At 57.5% G+C, this 20,925-nt stretch carries 17 protein-coding genes; 9 read left to right on the forward strand and 8 right to left on the reverse strand.

The window, feature by feature from the left end; genetic code table 11:
* Positions 1–22 precede the first annotated feature (22 nt).
* Genes HGP17_RS30945 through HGP17_RS30955 form a run of 3 tightly spaced genes read left to right on the forward strand, consistent with a single transcriptional unit; the run spans position 23 to position 3,834 of the window.
* Positions 23–1,591 (forward strand): bifunctional 3-(3-hydroxy-phenyl)propionate/3-hydroxycinnamic acid hydroxylase, encoded by a 1,569-nt coding sequence (locus HGP17_RS30945; RefSeq protein WP_168815365.1) that lies wholly within the window; start codon positions 23–25, stop codon positions 1,589–1,591.
* Between the two features lie 42 nt (positions 1,592–1,633).
* A complete protein-coding gene (locus tag HGP17_RS30950; RefSeq protein ID WP_168815367.1) occupies positions 1,634–2,977 on the forward strand; it encodes an MFS transporter in 1,344 nt (447 codons plus the stop codon).
* On the forward strand, positions 2,974–3,834 hold the full coding sequence (locus tag HGP17_RS30955) for a fumarylacetoacetate hydrolase family protein (RefSeq protein WP_168815369.1): 861 nt from the start codon (positions 2,974–2,976) through the stop codon (positions 3,832–3,834). The genes HGP17_RS30950 and HGP17_RS30955 overlap by 4 nt, the downstream gene beginning before the upstream one ends.
* Before the next feature lie 363 nt (positions 3,835–4,197).
* On the opposite strand, the gene HGP17_RS30960 is transcribed toward HGP17_RS30955, so the two are convergent.
* Positions 4,198–4,473, reverse strand: coding sequence for an aldo/keto reductase (locus HGP17_RS30960; RefSeq protein ID WP_168815371.1), 276 nt, complete (start codon positions 4,471–4,473; stop codon positions 4,198–4,200).
* Between HGP17_RS30960 and HGP17_RS30965 the strand changes: the two genes are divergently transcribed.
* Both HGP17_RS30965 and HGP17_RS30970 read left to right on the forward strand, forming a co-directional pair.
* Complete coding sequence (locus HGP17_RS30965) at positions 4,451–4,741, forward strand: hypothetical protein (protein ID WP_246704301.1); 291 nt, start codon at positions 4,451–4,453, stop codon at positions 4,739–4,741. The two genes, HGP17_RS30960 and HGP17_RS30965, sit on opposite strands and share 23 nt — an antisense overlap.
* Positions 4,742–4,800: 59 nt before the next feature.
* A complete protein-coding gene (locus HGP17_RS30970) occupies positions 4,801–5,562 on the forward strand; it encodes an ATP-binding cassette domain-containing protein (protein WP_168815373.1) in 762 nt (253 codons plus the stop codon).
* A 975-nt stretch (positions 5,563–6,537) separates the two neighbouring features.
* On the opposite strand, the gene HGP17_RS30975 is transcribed toward HGP17_RS30970, so the two are convergent.
* From HGP17_RS30975 to HGP17_RS30985, 3 genes are all read right to left on the reverse strand, one after another.
* On the reverse strand, positions 6,538–7,629 hold the full coding sequence (locus tag HGP17_RS30975) for a porin (RefSeq protein ID WP_168815376.1): 1,092 nt from the start codon (positions 7,627–7,629) through the stop codon (positions 6,538–6,540).
* 345 nt (positions 7,630–7,974) lie between these two features.
* Positions 7,975–8,967: a pyridoxamine 5'-phosphate oxidase family protein gene (locus tag HGP17_RS30980; protein ID WP_168815378.1), complete on the reverse strand. Its 993-nt coding sequence runs from the start codon at positions 8,965–8,967 to the stop codon at positions 7,975–7,977.
* Positions 8,964–9,575: a glutathione S-transferase gene (locus tag HGP17_RS30985; protein WP_168815380.1), complete on the reverse strand. Its 612-nt coding sequence runs from the start codon at positions 9,573–9,575 to the stop codon at positions 8,964–8,966. Before HGP17_RS30985 ends, HGP17_RS30980 begins: the two co-directional genes overlap by 4 nt.
* Before the next feature lie 109 nt (positions 9,576–9,684).
* Here HGP17_RS30985 and HGP17_RS30990 point away from each other — a divergent pair, with 109 nt between their 5' ends.
* Together HGP17_RS30990 and HGP17_RS30995 are read left to right on the forward strand one after the other, a co-directional pair.
* Positions 9,685–10,602, forward strand: coding sequence for a LysR family transcriptional regulator (locus HGP17_RS30990; RefSeq protein WP_168815381.1), 918 nt, complete (start codon positions 9,685–9,687; stop codon positions 10,600–10,602).
* A gap of 103 nt (positions 10,603–10,705) precedes the next feature.
* On the forward strand, positions 10,706–13,798 hold the full coding sequence (locus HGP17_RS30995; protein WP_168815382.1) for a response regulator: 3,093 nt from the start codon (positions 10,706–10,708) through the stop codon (positions 13,796–13,798).
* A 51-nt stretch (positions 13,799–13,849) separates the two neighbouring features.
* On the opposite strand, the gene HGP17_RS31000 is transcribed toward HGP17_RS30995, so the two are convergent.
* From HGP17_RS31000 to HGP17_RS31010, 3 genes are all read right to left on the reverse strand, one after another.
* Positions 13,850–15,910, reverse strand: coding sequence for an ATP-binding protein (locus tag HGP17_RS31000; RefSeq protein WP_348649011.1), 2,061 nt, complete (start codon positions 15,908–15,910; stop codon positions 13,850–13,852).
* Complete coding sequence (locus tag HGP17_RS31005) at positions 15,891–17,402, reverse strand: ATPase domain-containing protein (RefSeq protein ID WP_168815384.1); 1,512 nt, start codon at positions 17,400–17,402, stop codon at positions 15,891–15,893. Before HGP17_RS31005 ends, HGP17_RS31000 begins: the two co-directional genes overlap by 20 nt.
* A gap of 212 nt (positions 17,403–17,614) precedes the next feature.
* On the reverse strand, positions 17,615–17,776 hold the full coding sequence (locus tag HGP17_RS31010) for a DUF1328 family protein (protein ID WP_168815385.1): 162 nt from the start codon (positions 17,774–17,776) through the stop codon (positions 17,615–17,617).
* A 232-nt stretch (positions 17,777–18,008) separates the two neighbouring features.
* Between HGP17_RS31010 and HGP17_RS31015 the strand changes: the two genes are divergently transcribed.
* Positions 18,009–19,067 carry a PAS domain S-box protein gene (locus HGP17_RS31015; RefSeq protein ID WP_168815386.1) on the forward strand — a complete coding sequence of 353 codons (1,059 nt, stop codon included), beginning with the start codon at positions 18,009–18,011 and terminating at the stop codon, positions 19,065–19,067.
* 152 nt (positions 19,068–19,219) lie between these two features.
* Positions 19,220–19,441 carry a DUF2934 domain-containing protein gene (locus HGP17_RS31020; RefSeq protein ID WP_168815387.1) on the forward strand — a complete coding sequence of 74 codons (222 nt, stop codon included), beginning with the start codon at positions 19,220–19,222 and terminating at the stop codon, positions 19,439–19,441.
* A gap of 117 nt (positions 19,442–19,558) precedes the next feature.
* On the opposite strand, the gene HGP17_RS31025 is transcribed toward HGP17_RS31020, so the two are convergent.
* A complete protein-coding gene (locus HGP17_RS31025; protein ID WP_168815388.1) occupies positions 19,559–20,554 on the reverse strand; it encodes an ABC transporter substrate-binding protein in 996 nt (331 codons plus the stop codon).
* Between the last annotated feature and the right edge of the window lie 371 nt (positions 20,555–20,925).

Genomic DNA, 20,925 nt, shown 5'->3' on the forward strand with positions numbered 1-20,925 from the left:
ATCTTCAAAGCGGGCAACTTCCTTGACGAACATATCTCACACGTTTGAGCACTACGATGTCCTGATTGCGGGCTTTGGCCCAGCCGGCGCCGTCGCCGCCGGGCTGCTTGGCCAAAAGGGCCATCGGGTTCTGGTCGTTGATCGTCAGACGGGAATTTATGAAAAGCCGCGTGCGATCGCGATCGACCACGAGATCCTGCGCCATTTCGATAACATGGGGATCGCCGAAGGAATTTTGCCTTATACCGCGCCGTTTACCGCATCCCAGCACTTCGGCGCCCGCGGTCAGCTCATCCGTCGCATCGATATGGTCGCGCGGCCCTATCCGTTGGGTTACACGCCGAGCATGGTTTTCACGCAGCCGCCCGTCGAAGCCGCCATTCGAGAGCATGTGACGTCGCTTGAGACGGTCACCGTCGAACTGGGGAGCGAACTGATAGGCTTTCGGCAGAACGACACGCATGTCGAAGCTCGTATCGTGACGTCTGAGGCCACGAGAACAGTTTCGGCAAACTATCTGATCGGCTGCGACGGCGCCTGGAGCACCGTTCGCGAGCAGGCAGGGCTGAAATTGGAAGATCTGGTCTTCGATGAGCCCTGGTTGGTCATTGATATCAAGGTCAACGAGGATGCCCTCGACAAGCTTCCAGAAACCTCGGCGCAGTTTTGCAATCCGGCGAGACCAACAACGTTCGTCATGGGACCGCAGAACCATCGTCGCTGGGAAATCATGCTTCTTCCGGGGGAAGATCCCCGCGAGATGGAGAAGCCCGAGAATGTCTGGAAGCTGCTTGGGCCCTGGCTATCGCCGAACGATGGTCAGCTATGGCGCGCGGCGGCTTATCGCTTCCACGCTCTCGTCGCCGATAATTGGCGTTCGGGCAGAGTATTCATAGCCGGCGATGCCGCCCATCAGCAGCCCCCTTTTATAGGGCAGGGCATGTGCCAGGGACTGCGCGATGTTTCCAACCTCACCTGGAAGCTGGATCGTGTCCTTGTCGGCCGATCAAGCGATCGTCTGCTTGACACCTATACCGAGGAACGCAAGCAGCACGTCGTGGAACTGACCGGTAAGATCAAGGCGATCGGTCAGATGATCTGCGAACGCGACCCGGTTGCAGCCTCACAGCGTGATGAAAAAGCGCTTGCTGAAGGGGGTGGTCAGGCACGCACGATCACCAGGCAGGAGATCGTGCCACCGCTCCGCGTCGGCTTCCTGTCGGATTGCGGCGCGGAAGAGGTGAAGGGAACACTGTTTCCCCAGCCCTTGGCCAGACGGGAGGATGGTTCGGCGCAATTGCTCGACAAGATGACGGGCAATGGCTGGCGGCTGTTCCTGGATGGCCGGCGCGCTGTCAATGGTCAGGGCGTGCCGTCGGAGCTTGGCCTCGTCGTTAAAACGCTCGTTGCGCCGGCGGTCAGCGGAGGCCTCGACACCTTTGAGGAAATGGAGGGTGTTCTGGCTGCCTGGTTCGATCGGCATGGCGTCGAGGCAGTGTTGGTTCGTCCTGATCACTACGTCTTCGGTGCTGCCCGCACGCAGTTCGAACTTGATCAACAACTGAGTGAATTACGCGATCGCCTCCATTGAGGGGCGGTCGATTGCGCGGCTTGTATAAACGGGGAGGAAACCATGGGAAATACAAACGCATCCAGGGAGCGCTGGCGCCCCTATACCGTACTGATCATGCTGTTCTTGTTTCAGACGCTCAATTTCTTCGACAAACTCGTATTCGGTCTGTCGGCCGTTCCGATCATGAAGGAGTTATCGCTAACGCCGCAGCAGTTCGGTTTGGTCGGCAGCAGTTTCTTTTTGTTGTTTTCGCTATCGGGTATTTTCGTTGGCCTGTTTGTCATCGGCCGCATCCCGGTAAAGTGGATCTTGGTTGGCCTCGCGCTGATTTGGTCCGCAACACAGATTCCGATCTATTTCAGCACGTCCATCACCGTGCTCGTGGTATGCAGGATCTTCCTTGGCCTTGGCGAAGGGCCTGGCCTGCCCACAGCGCTTCACGCCTGTTACGACTGGTTTTCAACAGAGAGACGAAGCGTTCCAAGCGCGGTGATCCTCCAGGGTATCAGCGTTGGCCTGCTGGTGGGCAGTCCACTTCTAACTTATGTCATCGTCTCCTACGGCTGGCGTAGTGGGTTCCTGTTCTGCGGCCTTCTCGGGCTGGTCTGGCTTGCTGCCTGGCTTGTGATTGGCAAGGAAGGTCCATACGCCGTCGCGAACGCCCGCAAGGATGCACAAGATGACGGTTTGCGCATTCCGGCAACCGCATTGTGGCTCGATCCGACGGTCATCGGCATTATCATCATGTCGACCATGTCTTATTGGATCGTCGGAATGTCCGCCACCTGGCTGCCGCCTTATCTGCAGCAGGGCCTTGGGTATGAACACACTCAGGTCGGTTGGATCATTTCCGGCGTCTATATCTTCCAATCGCCGCTGTTGCTTGTTGGATCCTGGCTTGCGCAAAACATGCTGAAATCCGGATGGAGCAGGCGCGCGGCGCTAGGCAGCGCATCAGGCTATGCACTGCTCGCAAGCGGGGCTGCATTGGCCCTTGCTGTCTACAGTTCTGGTGCGTTGCAACTGGCATTGATCGCAATCGCTTTCGCAGCGCCAAGCCTGACGACCATCTATGGTCCGGTGGCGCTCGGCGCAATATCTCCCGCATCGCAGCGCGGCAGGCTGATTGTGGTCATCTATTCGGCGAACGCTGCCTCGGCATTGGTCTCCAATGCCATAACAGGCAGCATCATTCAGGCAAGCGGCGACAACGTTCCTGCAGGTTATGCCAACGCTATGCTGTTTACAGCGCTCATTCTGGCAATCGGTGCGGTATCGGCGTTCGCCATGATCTTTCCGGAGCGAACTCTTACCCGCTTCGCATCTTTTCCGGGCTTTCGAGGTCTGGGAAACAACCAAAAGCCGGATGGGTCGACGCACCCCGGCAAGGAGATAAAGGCATGAAGTTTTCAACGTTTCTGTTTGGGGGTCGCAAAAGCTGGGGCATCGTCGAAGGCGACACGATTTTTGACGTTGGCGCCGTTCTTTCCGGCACATACGCCGATTTGAAGGCGGCGATTGCCGCCGGTTTCGAAGGCGTTTCCGCAGCCAAGTCTGACGCTAAGGCCTATGACACGCACGCGATTGAGTGGCTGCCTGTTGTTCCCAATCCCGACAAGATCCTTTGCGTGGGTCTCAACTACGAAATGCATCGCAAGGAAACCGGGCGGACCGAAGTCGATAATCCGACGATTTTCGCGCGTTACTCCAACAGTCAGACCGGGCATCTCGCACCCATCATCCGCCCCCGCGTCTCGACCGAGCTGGATTTTGAGGGAGAGCTGGCGGTGATCATCGGCAAGGGTGGCCGGTACATCTCGCGTGCCGATGCACTGTCCCATGTTGCCGGATATGCTTGTTATAACGACGGTAGCGTCCGGGATTTTCAGCGTCACACGCACCAGTTCACGCCCGGCAAGAATTTTCCTGACACAGGGGCGTTCGGTCCCTGGATGATGACGCCCGATGAGCTCGGACCTCTTGGCAATCTGCGTATCCAGACGCGGCTCAACGGCATGGTTGTTCAGGATGCGACATTCGATCAGATGATTTTCGATATTCCCCGCCAGATCGAATATTGCTCATCGTTCACGCGGCTCGAGCCCGGCGATGTGATTGTCAGCGGAACGCCAGGCGGCGTCGGTGCCAAGCGCAATCCTCCGCTTTGGATGAAGCCCGGCGATCTGATCGAGGTTGATATCGAACGGCTTTCGATCTTGAGGAATACAATTGGCGAAGAGTTGTCGGCGACGGCCGGATAGAGGGCATCGTCACTTTCATAAGCATTACCCGATGGCCCTGGCCAGGGCCATCGGGTCGTCGCGAATACGATCCAAGCAACTTGCTGACCGGCCATTGATACAACCCTAGGAAGTTCTGCCATGCGCCGACGAGCGGATCACCTTCGCCGGCAATCCAGCGCTGCGGAGCGCTCTGGCTATCTCGTCTCGGCGATCGGACACGACGTCGTGTCTCGGCAAGAATAGATATAGCCAACCGAAATCTATTAGGGCAGGGACCCGAGGTTGGATCGCGCGACACCTCAGCATGGGATATTGCCGAGCGTCTGGGCATCGCCCGACTGAGAGCGCAACCTTTCGCCGGTCGCGCGCATCTTGCCGGGTTTATCGTTTCGAGTTGGCGAGATAGCCAGCACGGATCTGACTCCACATGGCGAGCATCCAACCGGGATACTCTGGCGGAAGCTTGCTCGCTTCGTTGATCGCGGCGAGATCCTCATCGCTGAGGACAATTTTCGTCACCTTCAGATTGTCTTCAAATTGTTCCATCCGCTTTGCGCCAACGAGGACGCTTGAAACGACCTTTTGATGCAGCAGCCACGCAAGCGCGACCTGAGCGACGGAAGCGGCACAAGGATTGATCCGTGAACGTGGCCTCAAAGACCAGGTCCATCTCCTCTCTTTCTACATGACCCCAGGCGTTTTTGAAGGCATCAAGCGAGGCCTCATTGCAGCTTCGCCTGCCGACTCCATGGTCATCCAGGAACGGGTTGCGATCGATCAGGCCGTCCGGGCGTTGGAAAAGAAGGATCTCATCAAGCATGTCGGCCCGAAGATCTTCGTGCTCGACTCCAGCAATATTGGTCAGGTCAACAAGGATACCATCCTCCCGCCTGATGGTTTCAAGCCGAAGTTCAGCGTGAACTGAGCCTTGAACATGACGGGCGCTCCGGCAAATTCTGCCGGAGCCAAGATTGGCGATCCAACATGCAGAAAACGGTCTCACATCTTGTCGAGATGAGGCATGTTACCCGGACGTTTCCCGGTGTCACAGCCCTTGATGGCGTCAATTTCGACCTCCTAGCCGGCGAAGTGCATGTCCTGTTTGGAGAGAACGGCGCAGGCAAGTCCACGCTCATCTCGATTCTTGCAGGCGTATACCCGCATTCCTCAGGAAGCGTGAAGCTATATAGCGAAGAGGTTGCCTTCTCTTCCGTGGCCAATGCGAAGAAGAGCGGTGTTTCCGCGGTGTTTCAGGAATTTTCGCTCGTCCCCACTCTCAGCGTGGCGAAGAACATTTTCCTCGGTAATGAACCGCTGATCGGGCCGTTTATCGACCGAAGGCGAATGGAACGCGACGCTCGCAAGCTGTTTGCGGAGCTTGGCTTCAATATTGATGTCAGAGCCTCGGTCATTTCGCTTTCTCGTGCAGAGCAGCAGATGACCGAAATCGCCAAAGCCATCCACGCAAACGCTCGCATACTCATTCTTGACGAGCCGACGGCATCATTGTCCGAACGCGAGACGGAGACGCTGTTTCGTTTCATCAAGGAAGCAAAGGGCAGGGGCGTCGGCGTGATCTATATCTCGCATCGTATCCAGGAGTTCTCGGTGATCGCCGACCGCATCACCGTGCTTCGCGATATTAAATCACTTCCGCTGTTTTTAGCGAAACATAGCGTGGCTTTTTCTGTCAACGCTGAATCAGGGAATGGCCTGAGAATCATAATAAAGATTTGTAATCGCTGAATTATTTCTGGAGAAAAGCAGTGATGGGGGTGCTGCGAACGTGGTTCGTCGAGATAACTGACACTGCCAACACAAATTCGCTGCAGGAGTAATTCCTGCATTTGTGCAATTTTCTCCAGATGTTGCATAGCTTGGGCGTCGACCGATACGGGTGGTCTATAGCCGCGGCCGGTGATTTCGGAGCATAGATTTATTCCGTCGCAACCAGCGCCCGCCAATCTGGCGAGGCACGAGGACAGAGGGCGGCACGCGTTTGTGCGATGTGGGTAGGTTCAGCGTGATCGTGGTGGATAGTGCGATGGTTACATAAACCATCCGCATACTTCGTCAAGCGAGGAACAGGTGCGGTGAGTTACAGACCAAGGAACGGGATTTAGGTCAGATGACGACAGGGCCATAGGCCAACATCTGAGACATTCTAGCCATCGCATGACGCAGATCGATAATTTTGCAAAGCCAGATTGGGTGGCAGCTCCAAAAAAAACTGCTTTTTCCTTGGTCGCACATAACTGCCCGAAAGAGGCGTAGAGACCGCCATTGGTCATATCCATGGCGCAGAAGATGGCGGGCGCGAACCGTCTCGCAAAAATTCGGCTCGATCTCAATTTGACGAGTGCCGCCGTGCAGAAGAATCAGGCCGGCAGGATGATTGGAAGCACGCCTGTCATGATCTCTTGCGTAAAGTCTTTGAAATAGCTGGCTACATCCGGAGCGAAGATCTTGCACAACGCAATGATTTCGAATGTAGCGAGAGCACTTGGGCAGGCTATGCCCACGCCAGCTGAGGATTGAACTCACTAGGCGCTAGGGAAATTTATGCTCCCGAGGTGCGTGCTTTTAGCCAAAATAAAAAAGACCCGGAGCGAGTCCGGGCCTTTCATGATTGATCAGAGGTCGATCCATCACATCGAGAAACCTGACTGATCGGTACATCAGGCTTCCCAGACCCGGTCCCAGGAGACCGGGCGAATGATATTAGAAGCTGCGCTGGAAGCGGAGGATACCAGCCCACTGATCCTGGTTCACGGAATCGAAGTTCGTGTAGGAGATTTCCGGCTCGATGAGCAGGTTCTTGACCGGGTTGAACTTCAGGTTCGTGGTCGCTGCGAAGATCTTGCTGTCGGTGTAGGCCAGCTGCAGGTTCCACTTCAGCTTTTCGTTGATCGGAACGCCAACGCCGCCCCAAACAGCCCAGTCACCCCAGCCGCACTTCGATGCATCGTCAACCGGGCAAGAAGAGCGGGCCAGGTTGGTGCCTGCGTACTTGTTGAGGTTGTCGCCGTCCGTGTTCCAGCCACCCATCAAGAAGGCCGAGAAGACGCCGAAGTCAGCATCGACACGAGCCTTGATCGCGCCTTCAGACTTGATCGAGTCGTAACCGCCAACGACCTTGAAGCCCCATGCGCCGGACTTGAAGCCGGCACCGGCAACAACGTCGGGAGCGTAGTGATTGGCCTTGTCATCGCTTGCCCAGCTTGCGCCGTAACCAGCGCCCGAACCGGTGGAGTTCGAGTCTTCGAGCGAGACGACAGCGGTGAAGCCGTTGCCTGCGTCATAGTTGTAGGTCAACTGGTTGAGTTCGTACGGGCCGTCGTAGATCACGTCGTCGTTGATGACGTCGCCGGCGTAGCCCATGTAGTAGTTGAACTGCGAGTCAGCCTTACCGACCAGGAAGCCGCCGAGGCTGATGTTAGCCCAGAGAAGCTTCGTGGAGGTGGAGTTGCCTTCCTGCCAGTCCCAACGGATAACCGTGTTGGTCTTCAGCGGACCGTATTCGGTGTCCGTTGCAGTGTCGAGCGCCAGCTGAGCGCGGGTGTGCCACAGCGTGCCGTTACGGCTGTTTGCGTTGTAAGCGTCGTACCACTTGCCTTCGGTACGGACCATGCCGCCAACCTTGAGGCAGGTTTCCGTGCCGGGAATGAAGAAGTAGCCTGCACCGTATGCGTCGCAGATGCGAACGTATTCCAGCGGCTCGGGCTCGGCAGCAACGATTGCGTCAGCTGCATGGGCACCGGAAACTGCTGCGAGAGCAGCAGCGGAGCCGAGAAGGAGGCTCTTGATGTTCATTGTAAACTCCTGGTTGCAATCTTTATTACATATTCCAAGGAGCGAGTATCATCCGCATTGCCAAAGCCATCTCGTTGTAAAGACGACTAAAGACAAGGCAATGCTTCTGCACGTGAATGCCGATATTACCCCACCCCTATGGAACCCCCGTCAGTCCGCACCTGAAAAACCCCACCAGTGCGCGAACTAATATAGGATCCTGAATATGTTGCTATATACAGCCCGCTCGTTTGTAAATCGGATTCTGCGTGTTATCGAGAACGGAAATGTCGCTGTTGATTTTGTGCAACATCGATTGGCTGCGGTATCGATCATATCACGTCTGCGTTTTCGCCCTGATAGAGATTATTGGGCACGATCGGACGCCGCCTCGGCCTTGTTCCCTCCACGCATGTTGAGGGTGAAGGGTGACCACTCCACCATGTCATACCGGATCGGGAGGGCATCGGGCCGCCAGACCACTTTGCGTGGACGAAAACGCCAGTAGCGCTCCGCACCCGCAAGGGGCTTGCAGATCGAAGCATCCTGCACCAGCTCGGCATAACCAGTCATTTGCAGCAACGAGCCGGAGGCAAAATCAACGAATGCCAGCCCGGCTTTGCGGTTGATCGCAATATTGCCCAGCGTGTTGAAGAATCGGTTTCCCGGGAAATCCGGTATGGTCAGCCAGCCGTCATCGCCGATGCGCACAAAGCCCGTCGGGCCGCCACGATGCGAGACGCCGATGCGGCGTCCATTGCCGTCCTCAAAATAGGACGCCACGAACAGGGTATCGGCCTGCTCCACGAGCCGTCGGCTTTCATCGTCCAAAGTTGAGCCAGTGTGTGGCGGCAGAGCGGAGGATTGCTGAGGTGCCCGGATGAAGCTGGCGTGCCGCAACTGGATGTACTTCGGGCAATTGCCGAAGCTCTCCTGTACCACAAGATCGAAGCCTCCGGCATGTCTATGCAACGTGCCGTTCAGGCGGTTCCGTCGACGCGTGCCAAGGTCGATGCCCAACAGTGCGATTGCCGCGCCATCCTCCATTCCCGCCTCGGCAGGGTCTGCGCCTTCGCGTGGAAGCGCAACCCTCAGCCTGCTGGGGTCCGGTGCGTGGAGAAAGCCCGGATATCCGGCTCGCAGTGTGGCCCAAACATCGTCGTCGGCATCGACCGCGCCGAGAACGACCATCGGCAGAAGCGTGTAAAACTCCCGGTGCTGATCGATCAAATGGTCGCGGATTGCCTTACGGCCGACTTCGCCCATCCTCGCCTCGACGCCGATGGACCTCTGGAGCTGGGTTTCTCCTTCATGCCACGGTAGCCGTGTTGTGGCTTCATCTGCCGCCAACGTCGTCATGCGACTATTCCGACCGGTGTCTTCTGGAATTCGACGAAACCGGGAAGCGCTTCCACTCTTGCGAGCCACAGTCGGATATGAGGGTAGGGGGCCAAATTGATGTCGCCCTCGGGAGCGCGCGCCACATAGCTATAGAGTGCCACATCGGCAATGGTGGTTCGATCGGCGGCGATCCAGTCGCGGCCATCGAGCGTCGCTTCGATCAGCGCCAAAATCGCATGAGCACGAGGCAGCACCTCTTCGCGCCGATAGGGTGCCTTGAAGACGTTGATCATGCGCGCCATTGCCGGACCGTGGGCGATCTGACCGGCAGCGACCGAAAGCCAGCGCTGCACGGCGGCGGCACCGGCGGGATCCTCCGGCAGCCAATCGGCGCGCCCCATTTTCTTGGCGACGTAGACCATGATGGCATTGGAGTCCGCGATGATCGTGCCGTCGTCATCGAGCACGGGTAGCTGTCCAAACGGATTGAGCGCCAGAAAATCCATTTGCTTTTGTGCCTTGAGCGCAAGATCGACCAAGACGAGCTCGTGCCGGACGTCGAGCAGCGACAAAAGCAGGCGAGCGCGGTGCGAATGGCCTGATAGCGGATGATAATAAAGTTTCATGGCGATCTCCTTTGGGCGAGTGTCGCAATGGTGACTATTAGACGTGCCGATGATAAGCTCTGTAATTTGTACGTAACTGTTTCATAATCTGAAATAATTAGGAGGGTCTGTGGATCGGTTGCAGGCAATGCGCATCTTCATGCGGGTGGTGGAGAGCGGCGGTTTCGCATCTGCGGCCAAGGCTCTTCACATGAGCGCTCCTTCGGTGACGCGCGCGGTCATTCAGCTCGAAGACAGTATGGGAACTCGCCTTCTCGTACGAACGACCCGGTCCATGAAGCTGACTTCGGCGGGAGAAGGCTATGCTGCCGATTGCCGGCGCATCCTTGCCGACATTGCCGAGGCGGAAGCGAACGCCGCCGGAAGCTACACGCAGCCGGCCGGTCTCCTGACTGTCACGGCGCCGGTGCTGTTCGGCCGGCTGCATGTGTTGCCCGTTATTCTCGATTTTCTTCAGCTTTATCCGAACATGCGCGTGAGGACTGCCTTCGTCGACCGGATGACCAATCTGATGGAAGAGGGCCTCGATGTGGCCGTCCGTATTGCCGCGCTGTCGGACTCGGGGTTGATCGCGCGACGGATCGGCTCGATCAGGCAGGTCATTTGCGCGTCGCCAGACTATTTCGTCCGCTTCGGCGAGCCGCAAAGACCTGAGGATTTGCGTCATCACAAGCTGATCGGCCGCGACGGCTTGTTTGGTCCCTCAGAGTGGTGGTTCGGCAAGGACGACGAGATCCGCGTCCCGATCAATCCTTCGCTGATATGCAATACGAACGACAGTGCGATCGCAGCCGCCGTCACAGGTTTTGGCATATCGCGCTTCCAATCCTATCAGGTGGCGCAGGATATCACGGAAGGCCGCCTGAAGGTCGTGCTGGCCGATTATGAGCGCGCGCCGGTGCCTATCCACCTCGTGCATGCCGAAGGGCATATGGTTTCAGGACGTGTGCGCGCTTTCATGGATTTTGCCGTCGCCCATCTGCAGCGGCAGGTGAATGCCAAGGGCTCCGACGAGGCAAGCTTCTGACGATCCGGCACGAAGATATGTATGGCACCGTACAAAGGGTCGGCGTGCTTTCCACGCTTCGATTTCTGCCCTAGAGTGCATCACCATAACAAACCCGGCGCCCATGAAATCCTCTGATTTTGACTTCCTCGCCCATGAGGGCGAGCTTGCGACATTGATCCGCAGCTTCGATTGGGCATCCACCTCGTTGGGCGCCCCGTCGCAATGGCCGGCCGCGACCAAGGTCACGACAACAACCATCCTTCAGTCGCCGGTGCCGATCGTGACGCTGTGGGGTGAAGACGGCATCATGATCTATAATGATGCCTATTCGGTGTTTGCGGGCGGACGGCATCCGCAGTTGCTCGGCTCGAAGGTGCGCGAGGGCTGGCCGGAAGTCGCGGATTTCAACGATAACGTCATGAAGGTCGGCCTTGCCGGCGGTACGCTTGCCTACGTGGATCAGGAACTCACGCTGTTCAGGACCGGCGAGCCCGAGCAGGTCTTCATGAATCTGGACTACTCGCCCGTCATGGATGAGGATGGCAGACCCTGCGGCGTCATCGCGATCGTTGTCGAGACGACGATGAAGGTAAAGGCCGAGCGCAGAATTCGCGGTGAGCAGGATCGGCTCATGCGGATGTTCGAGCAGGCACCGGGTTTCATGGCTCTCTTGTCAGGCCCCGAACACCGTTTCGAGATGGCGAATGATTCCTATCTTCGCTTTATCGGCAAGACCCGCGAGGCGGTATTCGGCAAGAAGCTGATGAAGGCGCTGCCGGAACTGAAGGGGCAGGGCTATCGCGAACATCTGGACGGCGTGTTCGAAACGGGCATCCCCTATCACGGCAGGGACTCGCTCGTTCGCCTCGAACGCCACGGCGTTCTGGAAGACAGCTTTGTCGATTTCGTGTTCCAGCCCGTTCTTGGCGATGACAATCGTCCCGTGGGGATCTTCGTTCAGGGCCATGATGTGACGGATCAGCATGCCGCCCAAAACGCGCTGCGCCAGGAGACGCGACTTCTCGGCATCCTGAACAGATTGAGCACGGATCTCTCGGCGGAACTTGATCTGGATACCGTTGTCGACAAGATCACCCATGCGGGTGTTGCGCTGACCGGGGCGCAGTTCGGTGCCTTTTTCTATAATGTGTACGATGAAAAGGGCCAAAGCTATCTGCTGTATTCGCTTGCTGGTGTCCCTCGTGAGCAATTCTCGAAGTTCCCGATGCCACGCAACACGCAAGTCTTCGGACCAACTTTCGAAGGCAAGGGTGTGGTTCGTTCCGACGACATCACCAAGGACGTTCGTTATGGCAAGAACAACCCGCACGCCGGCATGCCTCCCGGTCATCTTCCCGTCAAAAGCTATCTCGCGGTTCCCGTCAAATCACGTTCAGGCGGCGTGATCGGTGGATTGTTTTTTGGTCATGATCGGCCTGGAATGTTTCGCCAGGAACATGAGGATCTGATTTCCGGTGCTGCGGCCATCGCCGCTGTCGCCGTCGACAATGCGCGTCTCTTTCAGGAGGTCGAACGGGAACTTGCCGAGCGGCGCCGAGCCGAAGCGCTTTTGCAGGAAGCAAACTCCGGCCTTGAGGAACGCGTCGCGCGCGAAGTTGCTGAACACACCAAGACGGAGCATGCGCTTCGGCAAAGCCAGAAGATGGAAGCCGTGGGGCAGTTGACCGGCGGCATCGCACACGATTTCAACAATCTCCTGCAGGTCGTCTCGGGTAACCTGCAGCTTCTCGGCAAGGATATTGTCGGCAACACCGCAGCGGAGAAAAAAGTCGCGAATGCGCTCGAGGGCGTAGCGCGTGGTTCCAAGCTCGCAAGCCAGCTCCTCTCCTTCGGTCGACGGCAGGCGCTCGAACCGAAGGTCGTCAATATCGGCCGCTTTATCGCGGGTATGGAAGAACTGTTGCGGCGAGCGCTCGGTGAGGCCATCGAGGTTGAAATCGTCCGCAGCGGCGGGCTGTGGAATACCTTTGTCGATGTCGTCCAGGTGGAGAATGCGATCCTCAATCTCGCGATCAACGCACGCGACGCGATGGAAGGACGCGGCAAACTGACAATCGAAGTCGGCAATGCCTTCCTCGATGACACTTACGCGCGGCTGCATCAGGACGTGACGGCTGGGCAATATGTCATGCTTGCCGTGACCGATACGGGCTGCGGAATGTCTTCAGACGTGATCGCTAAAGTCTTTGATCCCTTCTTTACGACGAAACCCGTCGGCAGGGGCACGGGTCTTGGCCTGTCGATGGTCTATGGCTTCGTCCGGCAATCGGGCGGCCACGTCAAGATCTACAGCGAGGTGGGCGAGGGGACGACGCTGAAGCTCTACTTCCCGCGAAGCCATCAGGAGGAAGACATGATCGTTGCGATCGATCATGCGCCTCTGGTCGGGGGAACGGAAACCATACTTGTTGCGGAGGATGACGAGCAAGTGCGCGACACCGTGGTCGCCATGCTCGTCGATCTCGGCTACAAGGTGGTCAAGGCTAAGGACGCCTCCGCAGCGCTGACCATCATCGAGAGCGGAATTCCGCTCGATCTTCTCTTTACCGACGTCGTGATGCCAGGACCGCTGAAATCGGCCGATATGGCGCGTCAGGTCCGCGAGCGTATGCCGGACCTCTCCATCCTGTTCACGTCCGGATATACGGAGAATTCGATCGTTCACGGCGGCCGGCTCGATCCGGGCGTCGAGCTGCTTTCCAAGCCCTATACGCGCGAGGCGCTTGCCCGTAGAATTCGCCATATCCTCAACAATCGTAAGCAAGTACTGACAATGGCCTCCGAAACGCCCGTAACATCAGCGACATCTCCCACTGCATCCCAACCTGAGGAGGCGAACGGCAGACACCGCGTTCTCCTCGTCGAGGATCATGAACTGATCCGCATGGCAGGCGCCGATATGCTGTCCGAATTGGGCTATGATGTTGCGGAGGCGGCCTCCGCAGAAGACGCGCTCGTCCTGCTCGAAAAAGGGGGCATCGACATTCTCGTGAGCGATCTCGGCTTGCCGGGCATGTCGGGCGAGGATTTCTGCCGTGAGGTTCGGCGGCGCTGGCCGCAGATCGGCATCGTTTTCGCCACGGGTCGGAATCAGGCGCCGAATCTGGAGGACACTTCCAGGACGGCACTTCTGCCGAAGCCCCACGGCATGGAAGAACTCGACGCCGCCTTGAAGGCAGTGATGGACGCCTGAGAAAGACGCTGACGAAGCCGCCTCAGGCGGGTTCGTCTTGATGTCACTGCGTCATGGCTGATCGGTTGCGATCAGTTTGCTTATTTCCGTTGCCAGCTGCGTCTGCGTATATGGCTTGCCCAACCGTGCGACATCGAGGTCCGCATCCGGAGGCAGTTCGGCATATCCCGACGCGATCAGGATCGGCAGGTTGGGTGTGATCTCCCGCACTGCCTTCGCCAGCTCCGCTCCCGTCATTCCCGGCATCGAGTAATCGGTGATCATCAGATCGAAACCATTGCCGTTTCCTAGATATTCAAGCGCTTCCCTGCCGGAGTGGGCTTCAGTCACTTCGTGGCCGAGATCGCTCAGCATGTCGGCCGAGCTCATGGCGATCAGCACGTCATCGTCGACGAGCAGGATCTTTTTCGGACTCAATGCTCTCTCTTCACTCGCCGGCGTGGGGTCTAGAGCTTCGAGGCTGATTGCTGTCGTCGACACCGGTATCCAGAGCTCGGCGGTCGTGCCTTTGCCGATCGCACTCGTCAGCCGAAGGTCGCCCTTGAGCTGTAGAGCCAATCCATGGATCATCGACAGGCCAAGTCCCGTTCCCTTGCCCAGTTCCTTGGTGGAGAAGAACGGTTCGATCGCCTTTTGCAGCGTATCTTCATTCATGCCGTGACCTTGGTCGACCACCGATAAAACGACATAATGTCCGGCCGCAAGCGTGTCCGTTTTCGAGAGCTGTTGCATTTCCTTCAATCCGATCGAGATCGCACCGCCATCTGGCATGGCGTCACGAGCGTTGACCGCGAGATTGAGAAGCGCCAGCTCGACCTGGTTGCTGTCGGCAGACACTAGAGGAAGCCGGTCCGGCAGCGATGATTGGATCCGGATGGCCGAGCCGACGGAGCGTCTCAGCAGATCTTCCATTCCGAGCACAAGCGCGCCGAGATCGACAGGCCCGATCTTAAGATCCTGCCGGCGCGCGAAGGCCAGCAATCTTTGTGTCAACGATGCACCGCGCTGGGCCCCCTGCTGTGCGCCTTCGATCAGTCGGGCAGCCTTGGCATCGTCGCCCACATGTTTGCGAAGAAGCTCGAGGTTTCCGAGTACCGCCATCAACAGATTGTTGAAATCGTGGGCAACGCCGCCCGTCAGCTGGCCGATCGCCTCCATTTTCTGCGCATGGCGCAGCTGTTCTTCGGCGCGCTCGCGCTGGCTGACTTCCGCCATCACCGCGGCATGGGCCTCTTCCAATTCGAGTGTGCGTTCAGCCACCCGTTCTTCCAGGATTTCGTTGAGTTGCCGCTGGTGTTCCTCAGCTTTCATTCGTGCGGTCACGTCGGCAGAAACCCCGACGAGCTTGATCGCTGTTCCAGACCGGTCGCGATATAGCTGCGCGTGGATTTCCGCCCAATGGATTGAGCCGTCCTGCCAGATCGTTCTATATTCGGTCGAGTAATCGGCACCGGTCGCAACCGTCACATCGATCGCTTCCTGCACGCGCGCAATATCGTCCGGATGGATGCTGTCCAGCAGATCGAGATAGGTGAAGTTATCATCTGAGCCGCGGCCGAAGATCCGGCGGCATGTCGGCGATGTGAAGAGTTCCTTGGTCGCGAGGTCCAGCTCCCATGCACCCAGCCTGCCGGCCTCCATGGCCGTTTGAAGCCGTCTTTCACCCTCGTCCAGCGCCTCAATGCGCAGCCGTGCTTCATATTGACGCCGCCTGCCTCTCAATGCCGAGCGCGCCACGCTGACGAACGTCGTCACGTGGAATGGGCGCTCTATGAGGCTGACATTGCCGAGAATTTCAGAAAGCCGGCTCGCGCCCGGATTGCGCTCCGCGCCGCCGCCGCGGTTTGTCATGATGATAAACGGAAGATCCGACCAGCTTGGCTGCGCCTCTATCCAGGCGGACATGGCGCGAAGGTCCGATGAACGCAGCGTTTCCTCAGTGATGATTGCGAAGACCACGTCGTCGCTCAAAGATGCGACAAAGGATGCGAGATCCGGGGCCACCGTGGGAGTGACGCCCACCTCACGAAGCAACGATGCTGCAATCTGCGCATCGCGTCCCAAAGGCGCATGGATAAGACCGATGGTGTCTTTACTGGAAATGATCGCCACCCTCCTCCGACGTCGGAAGCAACGACTGTTTTTCATTCACGAAGTTCGGAACGCCACGCAAAACGCCCTGGAAACCGGAAAGAGGCTCGCCCAAGGTCAAACCGGCATTCGTAACCCGAAACTCGCGAATCGTTTCCTCATGCTTGCCAGTGCGTTTCTTGATGACGGAAATGGCCCTTCGTACTTTGCCGAGCGCTTCGAAATAACGCAGAAGAATGACCGTGTCGGCAAGATATGTCACATCCACCGGGGACTTCATATCGCCGACGAGACCGTGCTGGGCAACTGTCAGAAACGTATTGGCGCCCTGCCGGTTCAAATACTGAAGCAGTTCGTGCATGTGGAGGATCAGCGCATTTTCCTCCGGCATCGCTGCCTGGTAACCGTTGATGCTGTCGATCACCACGGTCTTTGCATCATAACTGGCGACACGATCCCGGACGCGCTGGGCAAATTCTCCGGGAGATAGTTCGGCTGCGTCCAGCTGCTCGATGTGGATCAAACCATCATCGCTCATCTTCTCCAGATCCAGGCCCATAGCCTTCGTACGGGAGAAAAGCAGTCCGAGTTCCTCATCGAAGACGAAGATAGCGGCTTTTTCCCCGCGCTTGATCGCGGCAAGTACGAACTGCAGCGCAAAAAGGCTCTTGCCCGTCCCTGTCGGGCCGAGCAGAAGTGTGCTCGATCCGCGCTCGATTCCACCACCCAGCAGTTCGTCGAGTTCCTGGATGCCGGTCTTGAGTGTCGTGCGTTCGAAGCCTGTCTTGTGTTCGATGGCCCGCAGACGCGGGAAGACGGCCACGCCGCCTGTCCTGATGGTAAAATCATGGTAGCCGCCGCGGAACGCCTGTCCACGATATTTGATGATCCGCAAACGTCGACGCTCGGATCCGTAGTTCGGGGCCAACTGCTCGAGATGAATGACGGCATGCACGACACTGTGGACAGTTTTGTCGAGCACATCCGAGGTCATGTCATCGAGCAGCAGCACCGTCGCATCGGATCTCGAAAAGAAATGCTTGAGCGCCAGAATCTGCCGTCGATACCGGAGCGAGCTTTGAGCCAGCAGTCTGATTTCCGAAAGGCTGTCGATCACGACACGTTGCGGTTTCAGACGCTCGAAGCTTTCGAAGATCAGCTTCGTCGTCTCGCCGAGTTCAAGATCGGAGGAATAGAGAAGACTTTGTTGCTGGTCTGCATCCAGAAGGCTCTCCGGAGGCACCAGTTCGAATATCTCGATATTGCTGTCAATCTCTATGCCATGAGATTGGGCACTTTCGCGCAGTTCATATTCGGTCTCCGAAAGGCTTATGTAGAGGCAACGTTCGCCCCTTGATGCTCCCTCCCGAAGGAATTGCAGCGCGATGGTGGTCTTGCCGGTTCCTGGCGACCCTTCAAGCAGAAATACGTGGCCACGGGACAACCCACCTGAGAGTACGTCATCGAGACCCGCAACTCCGGTCAACGCTTTCTCAAGCAACTTTTTAGCCATTTTTCCTCCTTGTCTCTCACGTAAGTAGAGCTTTGTTTTGCAAAGAAAATAGTTTCTCGAGCATGCGCCCAAATTGTCGCTGCGAGCGCGACAGTTCATAAGATGCCGCAGTCGAACGAGGAAGTTTTCCGTTGGGCGATATACTTACACGAATTCGGTTGCGAGCCGAGGAGCTATCGTCGGCCCGCAACCGTTGTCAGGGTATCCCGTTGTTAGCGTCTGACGACATGCATGAGAAGCGACGCCACGAACAGGATGAGAAACAGGAAGAAGAGAACCTGGGCAATCGAGGCTGCTGCACCCGCGACGCCACCGAACCCGAGTGCGCCTGCAATCAGGGCAACGACAAGAAATACGAGCGTGTAGTAAAGCATCTGAACCTCCATTTACGACTGAAGAAACAACGAAACGTGCCTCTGCTTTGTTCCATCGCCGGGTCAGTAATGCCCGAGGGCGCCAGGCTCGATGCTTTGCCGGGTTCCGCTCAATACGAACGAAGTCTGGTCGAGAAAGAACACAGCACTATGTTGCTGGGTGAGGGTCGGTTTTACCGCAATATGCGGAGGCGCCCGCGGAACGCGTGCTTATGTGTGAAGGAGAGTTGAAATGGGCGATTTTGATAAGAAGTATGGCTTCGACGCAAGCGCACATCCGAGGGCTCCAAACTCTGCACCTTCTGGACGGGGCGGGATAAATGATCAGAGACCGCGCGACTGGCTCGCTGCGATCATCGACGGGTCGGATGATGCGATTGTCAGCAAGGACGTCAAAGGCATCATCCAAAGCTGGAATTATGCTGCCACCCGCTTGTTTGGATATAGCGCCGAGGAAGTCGTCGGTAAGTCGATAACCATCATCATCCCCGAAGATCGGCTCGAAGAGGAGCCGGCGATCCTGGCTCAAATCCAGAGCGGTAACCGCGTCGAGCATTTTGAAACGAAGCGCCGGCGCAAGGATGGATCCCTGGTCGATATATCATTGACCATCTCGCCGATCCGCAACGCGGAAGGCGTCGTCATCGGTGCGTCCAAGATCGCCCGTGATATCACGGAAAGGCGCTTGGCGCAGGAACAACAGCAGCTTCTGATGGTGGAGATGCGGCATCGTATCAAAAACCTGTTTGCATTGGCGGGCGCGATCGTTTCCATCAGCGCAAGATCCTCAGCGCCCGAAGAGGTCGTCGCTCAAATTCAGGCGCGATTGTCATCATTGTCGAAAGCTCACGAATTGACGATGTCCGCTCTGCGGGACGAGCCGGAAAGCGAAGAACGTGTTGACCTGCTTTCATTGATCCGCATCATTCTGGAGCCGTATGCCGACGACGGTCGCATCGATGTTCAGGGTGACAACCCCCAAATTGGCGGAGCTTCCATCACGCATGTCGCGTTGATGCTGCATGAACTGGCGACGAATGCGGCCAAACATGGTTCGCTGTCGATCGCCGACGGCCGTCTGAGCATTCACGTCCGGGATACGGCGGAAGACGTTCATATCGACTGGCAGGAGGTCGGCGGTCCAGGCCCATCGCCCGATGCGAGCGCCGACTTCGGCGGTCGTCTGGAAAAGGGCGTGACCGGCATGCTCGCCGCCACCCTTGAGCGTGATTGGAAAGCCGCCGGCCTCGCCGTGTCGATCGTCCTGCCGAAGGCAAAGCTCGGAAATTGAGCAGGAGCCGTTTTTGCGGCTCATCGAGGAGCGGCCAGCACGTCGCCGCGAACTCACAATCTCTCGCACTCTGCGCCGTCAGAATCTCTGCCGGTATCGGGAACATGTTTCGTGCCGCGAGGTTCGATCAGGGTGTCTCGAAGGAGGATGAGATGAGCGACGACGAAATCAGCAAGGCCGCATATAAGAAGTGGGAAGCCGAAGGAAGGCCGGAGGGGCAGGAGCAGCGTCATTGGCTTGAAGCGGAACGCGAATTGAAGTCGGCGGATGAAGACCCGTCGCAGCCGGCCCCGACCTCATCGGAAGCTATTCCGTCCAAAGGAAAAGACGGCAAAGGCTTCAAGCCCGGCGAACTTGCATCTGAAAACAAATAGAGGCGTAGCCGCTCGAAATTGTCGACTGGCTGGCGGATTGCCGGAGGTTTGCCAAGCCGCGACAAAGTCGCTGGGCTACGGTCGGTGACGCAAGGCGCGCCACCGACGTTGCTATACTTACAGAGATGCCTTGACCTTCGCGGCAACGTCCGGGCTCACCCATGTCGTCCAGACGTCCGCATGGTTTTTCAGGAAATATTTGGCGGTTTCCTCATTGGTGCCCTGGTTGTCCGTCTGCCAGGCGAGAAGGCTGTTCACGAGGTCGTTCGGCCACTTGCGCTGCTTTAGATAATCCATCGCAACCCCTGCCTTTTCGGCAAACGGCTTGGTGACGACCGTATAGACTTCTGAAACCGGATAGGAATTGACCTTTGGGTTGGCGCAATCGAGCACGGAGGTGCAGGCATCCCACTCGGCCTTGTCATGCGGCACGCCGAAAGAGAGGCGAACCATCGGATATTTGCCGAGGATCGCCGTCGGCGACCAGTAGTAGCCGAGCCAGCCCGTCTTCTTTTCAAAGGCGTTCGCGATCGTGCCGTCCAGGGCGGCGGCAGAGCCGGTATCGACGATTTCAAATCCCTTCTTTTCGCCATCGAGCGCCTTGAAGAGGTTGCCGAGCGAGGCCTGGCACTGCCAGCCGGGCGGGCAGTTGTAGATCACGCCCTTTTTGGGGTCATCCGAGGCAGGGAAGAGTTCCGGATGCTCCAGAGCCTGCTGGACTGTCTTGATCTCCGGGTGCGCATCGGCGAGAAACTTGGGGATCCACCAGCCGTCCTGACCACCTTCGGAAAGGATGCCGGCTGCCATGACCAGTCGTCCTTCCGAAACGGCCTGGTCCAACGGCGTGCGTACGGCATTGATCCATAGTTCAGGCGCAATATCCGGCTGGCCCTTCTCGTTCATCGAGGTGAATGTCGGCAGCGTATCGCCGGTGACGAGTTCGACGGAGCAGCCATAGCCTTCCTGGAGGATGATCTTGTCGACATTGGCCGCAACGCCGGCCGATGCCCAGTTCATTTCTGCGATCGAAACAGAGCCGCAATCGGCGTAAGCCGTGCCTGCAGCGAGATGGAATGCTGCCGCGAAGATGGCGGCGGCAATGTACTTTTTCATTTCAGACCTCCAGGTCATGTCTGTTGTCTTGAAAGGATGCTTGGGAGAAACCCGCACACCGTTTCCTTTCCATTCGGCGGCGGACCGGCGAAGAAGTCTCGGACTTCATCGATCCGTGAGCGTCGGCATATCTGCAGATTATTGCAGCCAATGTGCAGAACCTGTGGTTTTCGCCCTAAATGTTCGATTGGCAAATATCGACTAATCCTCTGACGGAGCCAGAAACCGACGCGCCGCAGCCAGGGACGTTCTGCACATTTCGACGATTGCAGGCAATGACAAATGCTCTGTGTCAACCGATTGGGCATCAAGACCCAAGGGTATCAGAGCCCGTCCGTCCCGGCGTATTTCTTTGCGCAAGGGGGCTGGTT

The organism is Rhizobium sp. P38BS-XIX (assembly GCF_012641435.1).
Classification (GTDB): Bacteria; Pseudomonadota; Alphaproteobacteria; order Rhizobiales; family Rhizobiaceae; genus Rhizobium.